Genomic DNA, 17,701 nt, shown 5'->3' with positions numbered 1-17,701 from the left:
GCCATGCGCGCAGTCCAGGTCGTCGGCTACCACGACAAACTGCAACTCAACGAGGTCCCGGCCCCCGAGATCACCGGGCCGCACGACGTCATCGTCCGGATCGGCGGCGCCGGTGTCTGCCGCACCGACCTGCACATCCTCGAGGGCCAGTGGGAGGCGAAGAGCGGTGTCGCACTTCCCTACACGATCGGTCACGAGAACGCAGGCTGGGTGGAGGCCATCGGCGACGCGGTCACCAACGTCGCCGTCGGGGACAAGGTGATCCTGCATCCGCTGATCACCTGCGGACTCTGCCGGGCCTGCCGGTTCGGCGACGACGTCCACTGCGAGAACAGCCAGTTCCCCGGCATCGACACCGACGGCGGCTACGCGGAGTTCCTCAAGACCACGGCGCGCAGCGTCGTGAAGATCGACGACTCCCTCGAGCCCGCCGACGTGGCGGCACTCGCCGACGCCGGCCTGACCGCGTATCACGCGGCCGCCAAGGTCGCACGGATGACGCGACCCGGCGACACCTGCGTGGTCATCGGCGCAGGAGGACTGGGACACATCGGAATCCAGGTCCTTGCCGCGATCTCGGCCCTACGGATCGTCGTCGTCGACCGGAACCCTGACGCGGTGGAACTCGCCAAACAGGTGGGTGCCGAGATCGGCATCGTCGCCGACGGAACACATGTGCAACAGGTCCTCGACCTGACGGGCGGACACGGCGCCGAGGCCGTGCTCGACTTCGTCGGCGAGGGCGGGGCGACCGCCGAAGGGACCGCGATGCTGCGCCGCGCCGGCAGCTTCTTCGTGGTCGGCTACGGCGAGAACATCGACGTCCCCACCATCGACGTGATCTCCACCGAGATCAACTTCATCGGCAACCTGGTCGGTTCCTACATCGACCTCGGTGAGCTGATGGACCTCGCCGCCCGGGGAAAGGTCAAGCTGCACACCAGCACCTACGCCCTCGCCGATTTCCAGCAGGCACTCGACGATCTCGACGCCGGCCGCGTACGCGGTCGAGCGATCCTCGTCCCCTGACCCTTCGAGGCTCGTCGCTTCGCTCCTCGCACCTCAGGGAGCGAACGGCGGATCGCCGCCTCCGCTCCTCGCACCTCAGGGAGCGAACGGCGGATCGCCGCCTTCGCTCCTCGCACCTCAGGGAGCGGTAGGGGCCTCCCCCGTAATACCCAGCCGAGAACACCACAGAAAGGCAGGACGACCATGGCCAAGGAGCTGCGCTACAACGCCGAAGCGCGACTGCGGCTCGAGCGAGGAGTGAACGCACTCGCCGACGCGGTCAAGGTGACATTGGGACCGAAGGGCCGCAACGCGGTCCTCGAGAAGCTCACCGGCCCACCGACCATCACCAATGACGGGGTGACCATCGCCCGCGAGATCCAGTTGCGCGATCCGTTCGCCAACATGGGTGCACAGCTGGTCAAGGAGGTGGCGATGAAGACCAACGGGGTCGTCGGTGACGGCACCACGACCGCAACCGTGTTGGCGCAGGCCATGGTTCGCGAAGGTCTGCGCGCCGTCGAGCAGGGTGCCAATCCCATGCGGGTGCGCCGGGGTATCGAACGGGCGATCGCGACGGTGATCGACGCGCTGTCGGAACAGTCCGTCGCCCTCGGGGGCCGCAGCGATCTCGAACGCATCGCGACCCTGGCCGCGAGTGACGACGAGGTCATCGGTTCGGCCATCGCCGCCGCGGTCGAGTACGTGGGCCGCAACGGTGTCATCACCACCGAGGAGAGCGACACCCTCGGCCTCTCGGTGGATGTCGTCGACGGCATCGAGTTCGACCACGGGTACATCTCCGGGTACATGGTCACCAATCCCGAACGGATGGAAGCGGTTCTGGACAACCCGGTGGTGTTGCTGACCAACAAGAAGATCACCTCGGTGCAGGAGATCATGCCGAGCATCGAGGCGGCCAAACGCGCCGACCGCCCGCTCCTCGTGCTCGCCGAGGACGTCGACGGTCCCGCCCTGCAGCTGCTCGTCGGCGGCAACATGCACAAGACGATGCAGTCGGTGGTCGTCCGGGCACCCGGCTTCGGCCATCGCCGCGTCGCCGAACTCGAGGATCTCGCGGTGGCCCTCGGCGGTCACGTGATCGCCAAGGACACCGGCCTCGAGCTTCACGAGGTCTCCCTCGAACATCTCGGACAGTGCGACCGTGTGACCGTCACCGAGGACTTCACCACGATCGTCGGTGCACGGGGCGACCAGACCCTCGTCGACGCTCGGGTCGCACAACTCGAGGCGCAGCACGCACGTGCGCGGATCGACGCCGACCGGGACAGCCTGGAGCTGCGGATCGCGCGCCTCACCGGCCGGGTGGCGGTCATCCGCGTCGGCGGCGTCACCAGCGTCGAACTGAAGGAACGCATGCTCCGGGTCGAGGACGCCCTGGCCGCGACGCGGGCTGCGGTCGAGGACGGCATCGTCTCCGGCGGGGGAACCGCTCTGGCACAGGCACATCGGGCTCTCGACGCGCTCGGTGACGTGGGTGGTGACGAAGGGGCCGGCATCGACGTCGTCCGCAGGTCGATGGCCGAACCGCTGTTCTGGATCGCCACCAACGCCGGCTTCGACGGCGAGGAAGTGGTCAAGGTCGTCAGCGGCCTGCCCCTCGGCCACGGATTCAACGCCATGACAGGCGATTACGGCGACATGTTCGACGAGGGCGTCATCGACCCGGCCAAGGTCACCAAGGCCGCCCTGGAGAGCGCCGCCTCGATCGCCGCATTGTTGATCACCACCGAGACCGCGGTCGTCGAGGAGGTCTTCACGCACCCGGGTGCGATCGAGGCCCCCGGATTCGGTGATCTCGCCGAAGGGATGGTGCGGCCCTCCAACATCTACTAGCTGTAACTCTTGGGGAGGTTGTGAACGGCGTGGTGCCGGTCAACAGGTGAGGGCCTCCGGTATCGATGTGGTTACCACACACACGCCGATCACCAAGAGGCCCTCATGACCCACCGTAATGCCTTCCTCACCGAACGTGGCCGTCTGGCCCTGGCTCAGTGCGTCGTCGATAAGAACTGGCCTCTACGACGGGCCGCCGAACGGTTCAACTGCTCACCGGCCACGGCCAAGAAGTGGGCCGACCGCTACCGGCAGACCGGTGAGGCCGGCATGGCAGATCGGTCCAGCCGCCCCTACCGGTCACCCCATCAGCTCCCTGTGCGCCGGGAACGTCGAATCATCAAGTTGCGGTTCCTGCGTCGCTGGGGCGCTGCACGAATCGCTGCGCACCTGCGGCTAGCAAAATCGACCGTCGAGGCGGTGTTGCGCCGGTATCGGATGCCGCTGTTGCGTCACCTCGACCAGGCCACCGGGCTTCCGGTACGCCGGACACCGCCACGACGCTACGAACACGACGCTCCCGGCGACCTGATCCACATCGACATCAAGAAACTCGGCCGCATCCCCGAAGGCGGCGGCCACCGCAAACTCGGGCGCACGATCGGCAACCGGCACAACAAGAAACACCGCCCGGGGTACGCATATCTGCACCACGCCGTCGATGACCATTCCCGGCTGGCATACTCCGAGATCCTCACCGACGAACGCAAAGAGACCGCCGCGCAGTTCTGGGACCGCGCCAACGCCTTCTTCAGCCAACATGGGATCACTGTGAGACGAGTGATGACCGACAACGGCGCCTGTTACCGCTCAAAGGTTTTCGCAGAATCCCTCGGCGCCGAGATCAAGCACAAGAAGACCCGTCCCTACCGCCCGCAAACCAACGGCAAGGTCGAACGATTCAACCGCACCCTGGCCTCGGAATGGGCCTACGCCGAGTTCTACAGCTCAGAAACCGCCCGCGCAGCCACCTACGACGACTGGCTACACCACTACAATCACCACCGAGCCCACACCGGCATCGGCGGACTCACCCCGATCGAACGCCTACACGTTCACAACCTGCCCGGGTCTTACAACTAGCCCACCCCTCCAAGACCCCGGCGGGGACGTCGTCGCTGCAGCGGCGACGGGGGCCGGTCGCGATTGCAGATTCGTTCTCGGCGTGGATCGCGACCGGCCCACTTCCGGCTGTCCGTATCCAGCCCTGACCAGTACGAATTCGGACGGAAACACCTGTTCGTCCACACCCGTGAACATTGCTGTGTCCGATACACTGCCCTGGAATGAGACCTGCATCACAGTAGAGAGATACGGTCCCGGTGAAGCCCAAGCCAACAGACCAGTCTCGTGAACCCGTCGCCCACGTGGCTCGGGCGCGGGAGAGATTCCTCAGCGACGACGGCGTCGTCGACGATCGCATGTCCGGCGCCGTCCGCGACGCGATCTCCACCTCGTGGCGTCGCTCGCGCTCGTTCAACGTGCAGACCGACCGCTTGGAACTCCCGTTCGTGCGCGAGCCGAACACCGACAGTCCGCTGATGACCGCGGCCCGGCCGGTGCTCGACCAGCTCGCCGCGGACCTGTCGGCCGAGCCCGTGAGCATCATCCTCACCTCGCCGGACGGCGTGGTGCTGTCCCGCGCCGCCGGCTGCGGCGAGCTCCTCGGCCAGCTCGACGCCGTGTCACTCGCCCCCGGCTACAGCTACAGCGAAGAGCACGCCGGCACCAACGGGATCGGCACCGCCCTCGAGACCCGACAGGCCACCCTCGTCACCGGTGCCGAGCACTACGCGGGGTGCCTCGCCCGGCTCAGCTGCGCCGGCGTGCCAATCCGAAATCCCTTCTCCGGCGGACTCGTCGGCGCCCTCGACCTCACCGGGTGGGTCCAGGAAGGCGGCTCCCTGCTGCTGTCGCTGGCCAAGTCGGCGACCGTTCAGATCGAACAGCAGATGCTGGCGAACGCCAGCGAACGCGAATCCCGGCTTCTATCGGCCTATCTCGCAACCTGCCGGCGCGCGCCCCAGATGATGGTCCTCGCCATCGCCGCCGACGTCGTCCTGATGAACCGGCGCCTCCGGCAGAGCATCGACCCGCAGGATCAGGTGTCGATGCTCGAGCACGCCGTCGATCAGTGCCTCGAGGTCGCCGCGGGGCGTCGGGTGAACACGCTGCCCAGCGGGCGTTCGGTACGGCTGGCACCGGTCACGGAGTTCTCCGACGCCGAGGACGGTGTCGCGATCTTCCATGTGCACCTGATGGATTCGGCCACTGCCGCCCCACCACAGCGTCGATCGTCGAAGCCCTCGGTGTTGCCCGGGATCGTCGGACGCAGCTCGTCGTGGCGTCAGGCTTGCGACCGCATCGTCCAGCACGTCGGGGACGGCCACTGGATCGCGGTCTCGGGCGAACGGGGTTCGGGCCGGTCGGCGGTTCTCCGCGCGGCGGCGGGACGGCATCGGCGCGGGACGATCCGCGTGTACGCCGCCGAGGACTTCCAGGACGCCGACACGCTCGACAGCTTCGCCGCCGAGCTCGACACGGACGCTTTCGCGATCATCCTGCGCGACGTCGACGAGTTGCCCGACGACGTCCTGTTCGACGTCGCCGAGGTGATGCAGGGACGCGAGCACGCGGGCTGGCTGGGCATGACCCTCAGCTCCAGCGATTCGACACCCGCCCTGGGTGCCACCCTGCTGCCGTTCTTCTCGCACACCATCGAGGTGCCGCCGCTGCGTCATCGCATCGAGGATCTACAGGTTCTGGTGCCGACCATCCTCCTACAACTGACCCGCGGACGGGAACTCGCCGTCGCGCCGGACGCCATGCGGCAGCTGAGCAAGTACACCTGGCCGGGGAACGTCGCAGAACTCCGCCAGGCGCTGCGGGACGTGGTCATCCACCATCGGTCGGGGACGATCACTGCGCAACACCTGCCGCCGACCTATCGCGCCCAGAGCCGGCACACCCTCACCCGCATCGAGGCACTCGAACGGGATGCGATCGTGCGGAGCCTGGAGGAGAACGGTCGGAACAAGGTCGCGGCGGCCAACGCCCTCGGCATCTCCCGCGCGACGATCTATCGCAAGATCAAGGAGTTCGGCATCGACGTGTAGTCAGTCGCGCCGGGAGAGGATCGCGACGGGCAGGTCGGGACGATGCCACCCCCGCCGAATGGCACCGTCCCCGCGACCTGCATCTTCACGCCATAACCGAAGTTATTCACGATCGTGAATCGTCCGTAGTCCATCACGGGACCGCGCACCATGACAAGGAAAAGTGACAAGGTGTGACACTCGTAACAACCATCTGTACATTGCTGAACCGCGTGCACGTGACTCCTCGATCGAGGGTCGGATACCGAGCGGACGATCAGTAGATGCATGATGAACGGGTGCCCCTGAGACGGGCACGACAACGGCGGTCCGATCACGAGGAAGTGCGATGGCCACACCCATGTCCCGGCGGGACCTCGAGTTCCTGCTGTACGAATGGCTCGACGTCGAGGCCCTGACCTCACGAGACCGTTTCGCGGCGCACTCGCGCGAGACGTTCGACGCCGTCCTCGAACTCAGCGCCGACATCGCCATGAAGTGCTTCGCCCCGGCCAACAAGATCGGCGACGCCAACGAGCCCTACATCGGTGCCGACGGCAAGGTCGTCCTCCCCGACGAGGTGGTGTCGGGCCTCGCCGAGTTCCGGAAGGCCGGCCTCATCGCCGCCTCCTTCGACGAGGAACTCGGCGGCATGCAGTTGCCGACCGTCATCCGGCAGGCGTCCGCGGTGTGGTTCCAGGCGGCGAACGCGGCCATGTCGTCCTACAGCTTCCTCACGGTCGGCAACGCCAACCTGCTGGCCGAGTACGCGACCGCCGAACAACGCGACACCTGGGTCCGCCCGCTCGTCGAGGGCCGCTTCTCCGGCACGATGTGCCTGTCCGAACCGCAGGCGGGGTCGTCGCTGGCCGACATCACCACCAAGGCCGAACCGGCCGGTGACGGCACCTACCGGATCACCGGGACCAAGATGTGGATCTCGGCCGGCGACCACGAACTCACCGAGAACATCGTGCATCTCGTGCTGGCGAAGGCCCCCGGCGGGGGTCCCGGCGTCAAGGGGATCTCGCTGTTCATCGTCCCGAAGTTCCTGCCGGACGGCACCCGCAACGACATCGCCCTGGTGGGCCTCAACCACAAGATGGGCAACCGGGCCACCACCAACTGCCTGCTCAACTTCGGCGACGGCACCTTCTCGCCCGACCCCACACCCGGTGCTGTGGACACTCAGCCCGCTCGCTCCGCTCCCGGCGCTGTCGGGTACTTGGTCGGCGAGGAGCATCGCGGCCTCTCCTACATGTTCCACATGATGAACGAGGCACGCATCGGCGTCGGATTCCTCGCCACCGCACTGGGTTACGCCGGGTACCAGGCGTCGCTGGAGTATGCGAAGGTGCGCACGCAGGGCCGCCCCGTCGACCAGAAGGACCCGTCGTCGAAGCCGGTGCCGATCATCGAGCACGCCGACGTCCGGCGCATGCTGTTGGCCCAGAAGTCCTACGTCGAAGGCGCACTCGCCTTCGAGCTGTACTGCAGCGTCCTCGTCGACCAGGCGGCGACGACCGCCGACGCCGAGGAACGCGCCCGCATCGACCTGCTGCTCGAGGTACTGACCCCGATCGCCAAGAGCTGGCCGTCGCAGTGGTGTCTGGAGGCCAACAGCCTGGCGATCCAGGTGCACGGCGGCTACGGCTACACCCGCGAGTTCGACGTCGAGCAGTACTACCGCGACAACCGCCTCAACCCCATCCACGAAGGGGCACAAGGCATCCACGGCCTCGACCTGCTGGGCCGCAAGGTGATCATGCAGGGCGGTGCCGGCCTCGCACTGCTCGCCGAGACGATCGGCGCGACCGTCGCACGTGCACGCGAGGTGCCGGCCGCCGCCGGGTACGCCGAGACCCTGCAGTCGACCGTCGACCGGCTCGTCAAGGTGACCGCGCACATCTGGTCGTCGGGAGACCCGAAGCTCGCGCTCGCCAACGCCACGCTCTATCTCGAGGCCACCGGCCACATCGTCGTCGCCTGGATGTGGCTCGAACAACTCCTCGCCGCGGACGGCCGGACCGGCGACTTCTACGACGGCAAACGTGCAGCGGCCCAGTACTTCTTCCGGTATGAACTACCGAAGACCGGTCCGCAGCTCGACCTCCTGACCGCTCTGGACCGCACCACCCTCGACGTCGAACCGTCCTGGTTCTGACCTCACCACCGATCACGACGCGGCGCCGATGCGCCGTGTCACGTAGGAACATGCAAGGGAGACAACGATGTCCGTGATGGATCTGTTCGACACCACCGGCAAGGTGGTCATCGTGACCGGCGCTTCGTCGGGACTCGGTGTCTCCTTCGCCCGCGGCTTCGCCGAGGCCGGCGCCGACGTGGTGCTCGCCGCGCGTCGGGCGGAGAAGCTCGCCGACACCGCCGCCGCCGTGGAAGCGCTGGGCCGCAAGGCTCTCGTCGTTCCCGCCGACGTCTCCGACCCCGAGCAGTGCCAGCGCGTCGTCGACGCCGCGATGGAGACCTTCGGCAAGGTCGACGTCCTCATCAACAACGCCGGCGTCGGCACCGCCTACCCCGCCACCCGTGAGACGCCCGAGCAGTTCCGGAACGTCATCGACATCAACCTCAACGGCTCCTACTGGATGGCGCAGTCGTGCGGGCGGGTCATGCAGCCGGGCAGCGCGATCGTCAACATCTCGTCGATCCTGGGCATCACCACCGCCGGGCTCCCGCAGGCCGCCTACGCCGCGAGCAAGGCCGGCGTCATCGGTCTCACCCGGGACCTGGCCCAGCAGTGGGGTTCGCGCAAGGGAATCCGGGTCAACGCCATCGCCCCCGGTTTCTTCGAGAGCGAGATGACCGACACCTACCAGCCCGGTTACCTCGACTCGCAGATGCCGCGGGTCGTCCTGGGCCGCACCGGTCACGGCGAAGAGCTCGCCGCCACCGCGATCTGGCTGGCGTCGGCGGCCGCCGGTTACGTCACCGGCCAGACCCTCGCGGTCGACGGTGGCGTCACGATCACCTAGAAGCGACACGCGATTGCCGCAGTCGGCGGCGGGGGCGGCCATAGACTGATCGCAATGGAATCCGTACCCGCTCCCGACAATCCGCTGCATCCCACCCTGCGTGAGCCGGTCAACCAGGTCGATCCACGCGCCAAGACCCTGTGGCGCATCGGTCCGTTGATCCTGGGCGTACCGGCGACCATCGCGGCCATCGTGGTCGCGGTCGTCGTACCCGACGCACGGTGGGGTGCAACGCTCGCCGCGATCGCCCTGGCCCTGCTGACCGTGTTCTACACGGTGGTGGTCCCGTTGTGGCGGTATCGCTTTCACCGCTGGGAGGTCAGCGAGGATGCGGTGTACGCCCAATCGGGCTGGTTCGTCCGGCACCGGGTGATCATCCCGATCGCACGTATCCAGGTCGTCGACACCGAGGCCGGTCCCCTGGAACAGTTGCTGAAACTGGGGAAGCTCACGGTGACCACGGCGTCGTCGGCGGGCACGATCCACATCGAGGGGCTCGACGCCGAACTCGCCCGCGCGACCGCATCCGACCTGACCATCCGCACCCAGGCGTTCACCGATGACGCGACCTGAGCCGCAACCCGGTGCGGTGCCGCCGGCCACCCCGGGCCTGCACATCGACGCGCCGGACGAATGGCACCGACTGTCCCCGTGGATGATGGCGGTGACCATCGTCGAATCGCTCCCCTCGCTGGTCCCGGTCCTCATCGCACTGGTCTTCGCCGGGCGGAGCGCGCCCCTGGTGACACTTCTCGCCACCGTCGTGCTCGTGCCCCTGGTGACGGTGGTGCCGTGGCTGACCACCTTCTATCAGGTGACCGCAGAACACGTCCGGGTCCGGAGCGGGCTGGTCACCAAGAAGATCGCCACCGCCCGCCGCGACCGCATCCGCAGCGTCGACCTCACCGCCTCACTCGTCCACCGCGTACTGAACCTCCAGAAGGTCACCATCGGCACCGGCGGCGACGAACAGGCGTCGCAGGTCAAACTCCGCGCCGTCACCCTCCCCGAGGCGCGCGCCCTGCACGACAACCTGATGCCGACGGCCGGAACCCGCTCTGCGGCAGCAGCGTCGGAGGAGCAGTTCGCTGCCGAGATGCAGACGGCCGCACCCGAGGTGCTCACCAGCTTCCAGAACGCCTGGCTGCGGTACTCACCGTTCTCGATGGGCGGTCTCGCGATCGCCGCCGCGGTCGCCGGCGTCGGGGTCCAGATCGCCAACGACGCAGGCATGTTCGACGAGGGGGTCGGCCTCGCACGCGACGCCTTCGACACCATGCGGTCGATCCCGCTCGCACTGGTCATCGCCGTGGCCGTGGCGGCCGTGATCCTCATCGGCGCCGTCCTCTCGGTGATCGGATATGTCCTGAGCTACTGGGACTTCCGCCTCACCCGGCATCCCGACGGGACCCTGCGTACCGAACGCGGACTACTCACCACCAACTCGATCAGCTTCGACGAGAAGCGCATCCGCGGCAGCCACCTGACCGAACCGATCCTCATGCGACCGCTGAAGGGTGCCCGTCTGCAGGCGATCGCGACCGGTGCGACCAAACACCCGCTGCTGCTGCCGCCGGCCCCGATGTCCGAGGCGATGCGGGTCGCCGACCTCGTCACCCACGAGCGGTCCGAACTGACCGCCGCGTTGACCGGACACGGCCGCGTCGCCCGCATCCGCCGCCTGAACCGGGGCTTCCTCTCGGGTCTGGTGATCCTCGTCGGGATCTCGATCGCGGTCATCGGCGGCGCGATCCCGGTCGGTTGGATCGCCGTGGGTGTGCTCGCGCTCGCGGGTTCGATCGGTCTCGGCATGGTCCGGGCCCGGCACCTCGGTCACCGTCTCACCACCCGGTCGGTGGTCATCGCTCCCCCGACGGTCGCCCGGCAGCGGATCGTCGTCGACCGCGCCGGCGTGATCGGCTGGGCGAGCCGGTCATCGGTCTTCCAGCGCCGTGCCGGGGTGAGCACACTGATCCTCGCGACGGCCGCCGGTTCCGAGCACTACTCGCTCGTCGACGTCGACGATGCGACCGCCGCGGCGATCACCTCCGACGTGACACCCGACTGGGTGGCACCGTTCCTCCGTCCGATGGCCGAGTAGGTCGACGGCCCCGCATCCGCGTGGTGATTTCCTTCCCGCCTACCGAGCTCGATCGGCGGGAAGGAATCCGACAGGCGGGATCGTCGATCACCCGGCGTCGGGTAGCGCCTGGAGCAGCCGGTCGACGAACGCCGCCTGAGCGGGGTTGAGTTTCTTCTTTGCGGTCTCCGGGTCGAACCACTCGGCGCGGTCGATCTCCGGGAACGATTGCATGCGGCCCGACCGCGGCGGCCACGCCATCTCGAAGGTGTTGGAGACGACGGTCGTCACGTCGAGATCGCCCTCCACGCCGAAGCCGATGACGGTTTTCCCACTCTTGAGTTTCACCTCGCCGAGGTCGATGCGCGGGCCGTCGGGCACCGGGCTGCCTATCTCTTCGAGGTACTCACGACGCGCGGCGTCCCAGGCCGACTCGTCGGCGTCGAGCAATCCCTTCGGGATCGACCACGACCCCTCGTCCGGCTTGCGCGCCCAGATCGGGCCGCCGGGGTGGGCGATGAGCACTTCGACGCCGTCCGGTCCGGTGCGTCGGAACAGCAGGATGCCCGCGCTGCGGCGAGTCGAGGATGGGGTCACCGATATATCTTCGCGGAAACACCGCTGACACACGGACGCGCCTTCGCGGAAACCTCGGGCCCGTAGAAAACCAGGCATGTCGGTACTCGATGTCGTGAAGAACGGGAAGACCGGGGCGCGTCCGGTCGACGAGATCCCGCCGTTCGTCAAACTGTTCCCGCTCGGCCTCCAGCATGTGCTCGCGATGTACGCGGGTGCGGTCGCGGTCCCGCTGATCGTCGGCGGTGCGATGGTCGGGGCCGGGCAGCTACAGCAGGGCGACATCGTCCACCTGATCATGGCCGACCTGTTCGTCGCCGGAATCGCGACGATGCTGCAGGCCGTCGGGTTCTGGCGGTTCGGCGTCCGGCTCCCGCTGATGCAGGGCGTGACCTTCGCCGCCGTCGGCCCGATGATCACCATCGGCACCAGCTACGGCATCACCGCCATCTACGGTTCGGTGATCGCGTGTGGCGTGTTCATGATCACGGTGGCACCGATCGTCGGGCGGCTCATCCGGTTCTTCCCGCCGCTGGTCACCGGCACGATCATCCTGATCATCGGCGTCTCGCTGATGCGGGTGGCGGCCGGCTGGTTCGGCGGCGGCACCGCCTCCGGCCCCGACTTCGGCGACCCGAAGAACATCGGCTTCGGCTTCCTCACCCTGGCGATAATCGTCGCCATCGAGCGTTTCGCTCCCGACGCCGTCCGCCGTGTCTCCATCCTCCTCGGCCTGGCGATCGGCACGCTCGTGTCCATCCCGTTCGGGATGACCCACTGGGACAAGGTCGGCGAATACCCGTGGGTGGGTGTGCCGCAGCCGTTCCAGTTCGGCGCGCCGACCTTCGAGATCAGCGCGATCATCTCGCTGATCATCGTCGGCGTGGTGATCATGACCGAGACCACGGGCGACATCGTCGCGGTCGGTGAGATCGTCGACGAGAAGATCACCCCGCGCCGCCTGGCCGACGGCATGCGCGCCGACGGACTCGGCACCGTCCTCGGCGGCATCTTCAACACGTTCCCGTACACGGCGTTCGCACAGAACGTCGGCCTCGTCGCCATCACCGGCGTCCGCACGCGCCACGTGGCGACCTGTGCCGGCATCATCCTGGTGGTCCTCGGTCTGCTGCCGAAGATGGCGGCGGTCGTCGAGGGCATCCCGCTCCCGGTGCTCGGCGGCGCCGGTGTGGCACTGTTCGGCATGGTCGCGGCCAGCGGCATCCGGACCCTCACCAAGGTGAAGTTCAACAACGTCAACGTGCTCGTCGTCGCGATCTCGGTGGGCGTCGCGATGCTGACCGAGGCGAAGATCTACTACACCGACCGCGCTCTCGGCGATGCCCCGGTCGACGTCGTGCTCGACATGTACTCGCAGTTCCCGGACTGGTTCCAGACAATCTTCCATTCGGGCATCTCGGCCGGCGCCATCACCGCGATCCTGCTGAACCTGCTGCTCAACACCCGCAGCGTGTCGTCCGATCCGGTCGACTACCACAACACCGGGGACATCGCGGTCGTCGGCGAACCCACGGTCTCGGCCGCCGACGGCATCCGGGCACCGGCGTTCGACCCGCGGGACGCCCTTGCGGCCGCCGACCCCGACACCCCGCCGGAGACCCTGCGCTACCTCGCCGATCACGACGCGTCGCTGCACCAGTTCATCGTGACCAACCCGTCGACCCCGAAGGACGTCTGCGACCACATCAAGAGCCTCGGCGACCCCAAGGTGATGCGGGTGTTCGAGACCTGGGACGGCTACACCGACGGTGGGTTCTCACGGCGCGGTTCGTGAGCCCGCGGCCGGGCCAGGTGTCGGCGAACGTGTCGGCGATCGCCACGATCGGCGACATCTGCCGACGAGTCGCTCGCTCCTGGCCTCTCCGCCCGCCGATTCGGCCTATCGTGGGAGGCATGTCCTCTCGACTCGACCCCGAGGAACCGGTGCCCGACGATCTCATTGTCGACCCCGACGTGCCCCACGAGTGGCCGCACGCGTCGGCCTTCGCCTTCGGTGATGCGACGCCGATCGGCGAGACCGACCGCCTGGCGCGCGAACGCGCGGCGTACGAGGCCGCCGGTCACGCCGACCACAACCGGGGCCACGCCGTGGGCGGCTCCGCCGGAAGCACCGAGGGGCAGTAGATGGAGGTCTTGTCCAGCCGGGTGCTCCTGCTCTCGGCAGATCCCGGACGTCTGCAGGCCTTCTACCGTGACCAGTTGGGCCTCCCGATCCATCGGGAGTATCCCGGCGGCATCGTGTTCTTCGCCGGCAACGGGCTCATCGAGATCTCCTCGCACATGAAGACCGACGCCCCCGACCCCACGAGCAACGCGGTGCTCTGGTTGCAGGTCCGCGACGCCGAGGCCACCGAGAAGCAATTCCGCGATCGCGGGGTGACGGTCAAGCGTGAGCCGCGGACCGAGCCGTGGGGCCTGATCGAGATGCACGCCGAGGACCCCGACGGGCGCACGATCATCGTCGTGGAGATCCCCGCCGATCACCCGTTGCGCAAGGACACCCGCTAGCCGGAGGGCATCGGCGGTGATGACACCGGCCGGACCGGGCATGACAAACTGGATCGCATGAGTTCCTGGAACGCGCCCACCTGCGCGAGCGGCTTGGATGCCACCGTCGAGCTGCCCGGTTCCAAGTCCATCACCAACCGCGCGCTGGTCCTCGCCGCGCTCGCCGACGGCCCGTCGACCGTCCGCGGAACCCTCCGCAGCCGAGACACCAACCTGATGCTGGGTGCCCTGGAGGCACTCGGTGTGCAGGTGCGCACCGACCCCGCGTCCGAGACCACCGTCTCCCTCGTCCCCGGGCCGCTGCACGGCGCGGACATCGACTGCGGTCTCGCCGGCACGGTGATGCGGTTCCTGCCGCCGCTCGGTGCGCTGGCCGCCGGCCGGGTCCGCTTCGACGGCGACCCGCAGGCCCGGGTCCGGCCCCAGACCACGATCCTCGACGCCCTGCGCGGACTCGGGGTCGCGATCGAGGGCGACCGGCTGCCATTCACGATCGACGGCACCGGCCGCGTGCGCGGTGGCGAGGTCACCATCGACGCGTCGGGGTCTTCGCAGTTCGTCTCGGGTCTGCTGTTGTCGGCGGCCCGGTTTGACGAAGGGCTGGTCATCCGCCACGTCGGACCGCCCGTCCCGTCGACGCCGCACATCGACATGACCGTCGAGATGCTGGCAACCGCCGGCGTCGAGGTCGACACCTCCGAACCCGATGTCTGGCGCGTGTCGCCCGGTCCGATCCGGGCCGTCGACTGGACCGTCGAACCCGACCTGTCGAATGCGGCCGCGTTCCTGGCCGCCGCCGCGGTGACCGGCGGAGAGGTCCGCGTGCCGTACTGGCCGGCGGTCACCACGCAGCCCGGCGCCCGCATCGCCGACGTCCTGGCCGCGATGGGATGCACCGTCGAGCACCTCGACGGCACGCTGACCGTCCGCGGCCCCGCCGTGCTGAAGGGTGTGAACCTCGACCTGCGCGACATCGGTGAGCTGACGCCGACCATCGCCGCCCTGTGCGCTCTTGCCGACGGCGAATCCGAGCTGAGCGGCATCGCCCACCTGCGCGGTCACGAGACCGACCGGCTGGCGGCCCTCACCGCCGAGATCACCCGGCTCGGAGGGACCTGCGCCCAGACCGAGGACGGTCTCCGGATCACCGGGACGAGCCTGCACGGCGGGACCTGGGAGTCCTACGCCGATCACCGCATGGCCACTGCCGGCGCCATCATCGGACTAGTGACCCCCGGCGTCGTGGTCGACGACATCGAGACGACGAGCAAGACGCTGCCCGACTTCCCCGGTATGTGGCAGCAGATGATCGGGCACCATTGAGCCGCCGGGCGGCGAGTTACGACGAATCCGATGTGAGGGTTCGTCCCGGCAAGGGCACCCGTCCTCGCACCAAGACCCGCCCGTCCCACGACGACGCCGAGCAGGGCATGGTCGTGTCGGTCGATCGCGGCCGCTGGGGTGTCGTCCTCGGCGGCGATCCTGACCGTCGCGTCGTGACGATGCGCGCGCGAGAGCTGGGCCGGACCCCCATCGTCGTCGGTGACGACGTGTCGGTGGTCGGTGATCTCTCCGGAAAGCCCGACACCCTGGCGCGGATCGTGCGTGTCGCCGAGCGTCGAAGTGTGTTGCGCCGCACCGCCGATGACTCGGATCCGTACGAACGGATCGTGGTCGCCAACGCCGACCAGTTGCTGATCGTCACCGCGATGGCCGACCCGCCACCCCGTACCGGATTCGTCGAACGCGCGCTGGCGGCGGCCTACGTCGGCGGCCTGTCCCCCATCCTGTGCCTGACGAAATCCGACCTCGCCGACCCGACCGAGTTCACCGCCGCCTTCGCCGACCTCGAGCTTCCCGTCATCCGGGCCGGGCGCGACGATCCGCTCGACGAGATCCTCGCGACGCTCCGGGGCCGTATCACCGCTTTCATCGGACACTCCGGTGTCGGCAAGTCGACGCTCGTCAATCGTCTTGTGCCCGATGCCTATCGAGCAACCGGCGTGGTGTCCGGGGTGGGTAAGGGGCGGCACACCTCGACCCAGTCGGTCGCCTTGCCGCTACCCGGCGACAGTGTCCCGCGCGGTTGGGTCGTCGACACCCCCGGAATCCGGTCGTTCGGACTCGCCCACGTCGGAGCCGACGACATCGTTGCCGCCTTCGACGATCTCCAGGATGCCATCGCCGAATGCCCCAGGGGCTGTACACATCTCGGCCCGCCGGCAGATCCGGAGTGCAAACTCGACGGACTCGGGGGACACTCCTATCGTCGCGCGATGGCCGTGCGACACCTACTCGTCGCGGTCGGCGGCGGACTCAGCGCCGACGACGCCGCGCCCGAAGCTCCCGAATCGCGGCCTTGAGGCCGGTTGCCCGCGGCATCCCGGCAAAGCGCTTCTCCGACGCCGTCTCCGGCGCATCGTCGGAGGTCGCACGAAGGAACCGATCGGGCAGCGACAGCTTGTTGATCGTGCGCAGCGTCTGGAAGTACTGCACCGCAAGCGGACCCGTGGTGTAGGGCAGGTCGTACTTGTCGCACAGCGCTCGGACCCGAACGGCGATCTCGGCGTAGCGGTTGCTCGGCAGATCCGGATAGAGATGATGCTCGATCTGGTAGCAGAGGTTACCGCTGAGGAAGGCCATCGCCGGCCCGGCGTCGAAATTCGCCGTCCCGAGCATCTGCCGCAGATACCACTGCCCCTGTGTCTCGTTCTCGAGGATGTCCGCAGTGAACTTCTCTGCCCCGTCCGGGAAGTGGCCACAGAAGATCACCACATAGGCCCACAGGTTGCGGATCAGGTTCGCGGTGAGGTTCGCCGTCAGCGTGTGTGTGAAGTTCGGACCGGACAACGCCGGGAACAACACGTAATCCTTCACGATCTGCTTGCCGACCTTACGGGCGAACAACTTGAGCTGCGGTCTCGCGATCTCCTTGGGCTTGGCACCCGAGATGACGTCCTTCAGATCCAGGTCGTGCAGACCGATCCCCCACTCGAACAGCGCCGCGAGCACGACGTTGGTCAGCGGCTGCAGAAGCAGCTTGGGCTGCCACGGATCGTCCCGGGTGACGCGCAACGTCTTGTAACCGACGTCGTGGTCCATGTCGAGAACGTTGGTGTACTTGTGATGGATGTAGTTGTGGGAATGCTTCCAGTGCGGCGAGGCGCACACCATGTCCCATTCCCAGGTGGTCGAGTGGACCTCCGGGTCGTTCATCCAGTCCCACTGCCCGTGCATCACGTTGTGCCCGAGCTCCATGTTCTCGATGATCTTCGAGAGAGCGAGCGCGCCGGTACCGAGCAGCCAGAGCGGCCGCGAGCGGCTGCCGAGCAGCGCGACGCGTCCGGTCACCTCGAGCGCGCGGTGCGCCAGGATCGTGCGTCGCAGGTACTTGACGTCACGCATCCCCCGATCCGCCTCGATCTCGCGGCGAAGGGTGTCGAGTTCGGCACCCAGCGCCTCCACGTCGGCGTCGGTCAGATGCGCGTACTCATTGATGTCAGTGATGGCCATTGAGCCCCATTATGCCGACCTTTTCGATTCCCTGCCCCGGCGCGGGGTCC

15 protein-coding genes are annotated in these 17,701 nt (G+C 67.8%); 13 read left to right on the top strand and 2 right to left on the bottom strand.

What is annotated here, in order from left to right; all coding sequences use genetic code 11:
• Window positions 1-3 precede the first annotated feature (3 nt).
• The 8 genes from C5O27_RS09720 (at window position 4) to C5O27_RS09685 (ending at window position 11,054) form a co-directional block, all read left to right on the top strand.
• Window positions 4-1,029: an NAD(P)-dependent alcohol dehydrogenase gene (locus C5O27_RS09720; protein ID WP_127962603.1), complete on the top strand. Its 1,026-nt coding sequence runs from the start codon at window positions 4-6 to the stop codon at window positions 1,027-1,029.
• Window positions 1,030-1,212: 183 nt separating this feature from the next.
• Window positions 1,213-2,865 carry a chaperonin GroEL gene (gene groL, locus C5O27_RS09715; RefSeq protein ID WP_127962602.1) on the top strand — a complete coding sequence of 551 codons (1,653 nt, stop codon included), beginning with the start codon at window positions 1,213-1,215 and terminating at the stop codon, window positions 2,863-2,865.
• A 105-nt stretch (window positions 2,866-2,970) separates the two neighbouring features.
• Window positions 2,971-3,948: an IS481 family transposase gene (locus tag C5O27_RS09710; RefSeq protein WP_127962601.1), complete on the top strand. Its 978-nt coding sequence runs from the start codon at window positions 2,971-2,973 to the stop codon at window positions 3,946-3,948.
• A 239-nt stretch (window positions 3,949-4,187) separates the two neighbouring features.
• Entirely contained in the window at window positions 4,188-5,981 is a 1,794-nt protein-coding gene (locus C5O27_RS09705; RefSeq protein ID WP_127962600.1) for a sigma-54-dependent Fis family transcriptional regulator, read from the top strand.
• A 328-nt stretch (window positions 5,982-6,309) separates the two neighbouring features.
• Window positions 6,310-8,124, top strand: a complete 1,815-nt coding sequence (locus C5O27_RS09700; protein ID WP_127962599.1) for an acyl-CoA dehydrogenase — start codon at window positions 6,310-6,312, stop codon at window positions 8,122-8,124.
• 67 nt (window positions 8,125-8,191) lie between these two features.
• Entirely contained in the window at window positions 8,192-8,953 is a 762-nt protein-coding gene (locus C5O27_RS09695; RefSeq protein ID WP_006866958.1) for an SDR family NAD(P)-dependent oxidoreductase, read from the top strand.
• Window positions 8,954-9,007: 54 nt separating this feature from the next.
• Complete coding sequence (locus C5O27_RS09690) at window positions 9,008-9,526, top strand: PH domain-containing protein (RefSeq protein ID WP_127962598.1); 519 nt, start codon at window positions 9,008-9,010, stop codon at window positions 9,524-9,526.
• A complete protein-coding gene (locus C5O27_RS09685; RefSeq protein WP_127962597.1) occupies window positions 9,513-11,054 on the top strand; it encodes a PH domain-containing protein in 1,542 nt (513 codons plus the stop codon). The genes C5O27_RS09690 and C5O27_RS09685 overlap by 14 nt, the downstream gene beginning before the upstream one ends.
• A gap of 87 nt (window positions 11,055-11,141) precedes the next feature.
• Here the strand turns inward: C5O27_RS09685 and C5O27_RS09680 are convergent, their stop codons facing one another.
• Window positions 11,142-11,630 (bottom strand): NUDIX hydrolase, encoded by a 489-nt coding sequence (locus tag C5O27_RS09680; RefSeq protein WP_127962596.1) that lies wholly within the window; start codon window positions 11,628-11,630, stop codon window positions 11,142-11,144.
• 76 nt (window positions 11,631-11,706) lie between these two features.
• On the opposite strand from C5O27_RS09680, the gene C5O27_RS09675 reads away from it, so the two are divergent.
• The 5 genes from C5O27_RS09675 to rsgA all read left to right on the top strand — a co-directional run bounded on the left by C5O27_RS09675 (window position 11,707) and on the right by rsgA (window position 16,501).
• Window positions 11,707-13,404, top strand: a complete 1,698-nt coding sequence (locus C5O27_RS09675) for a nucleobase:cation symporter-2 family protein (protein WP_127962595.1) — start codon at window positions 11,707-11,709, stop codon at window positions 13,402-13,404.
• Between the two features lie 119 nt (window positions 13,405-13,523).
• Window positions 13,524-13,754: a hypothetical protein gene (locus C5O27_RS09670; protein ID WP_127962594.1), complete on the top strand. Its 231-nt coding sequence runs from the start codon at window positions 13,524-13,526 to the stop codon at window positions 13,752-13,754.
• Window positions 13,755-14,138 carry a VOC family protein gene (locus C5O27_RS09665; RefSeq protein WP_127962593.1) on the top strand — a complete coding sequence of 128 codons (384 nt, stop codon included), beginning with the start codon at window positions 13,755-13,757 and terminating at the stop codon, window positions 14,136-14,138.
• 57 nt (window positions 14,139-14,195) lie between these two features.
• A complete protein-coding gene (gene aroA, locus C5O27_RS09660; protein WP_127962592.1) occupies window positions 14,196-15,461 on the top strand; it encodes a 3-phosphoshikimate 1-carboxyvinyltransferase in 1,266 nt (421 codons plus the stop codon).
• Entirely contained in the window at window positions 15,458-16,501 is a 1,044-nt protein-coding gene (gene rsgA / locus C5O27_RS09655; protein WP_006360144.1) for a ribosome small subunit-dependent GTPase A, read from the top strand. The genes aroA and rsgA overlap by 4 nt, the downstream gene beginning before the upstream one ends.
• On the opposite strand, the gene C5O27_RS09650 is transcribed toward rsgA, so the two are convergent.
• Entirely contained in the window at window positions 16,455-17,651 is a 1,197-nt protein-coding gene (locus tag C5O27_RS09650; RefSeq protein ID WP_035755064.1) for a fatty acid desaturase family protein, read from the bottom strand. The two genes, rsgA and C5O27_RS09650, sit on opposite strands and share 47 nt — an antisense overlap.
• Between the last annotated feature and the right edge of the window lie 50 nt (window positions 17,652-17,701).

This window comes from Gordonia alkanivorans, assembly GCF_004011905.1.
Classification (GTDB): Bacteria; Actinomycetota; Actinomycetes; order Mycobacteriales; family Mycobacteriaceae; genus Gordonia; species Gordonia alkanivorans.
The sequence above is the reverse complement of the archived record's forward strand: the minus strand, read 5'-3'. Positions and strand labels throughout refer to the sequence as shown.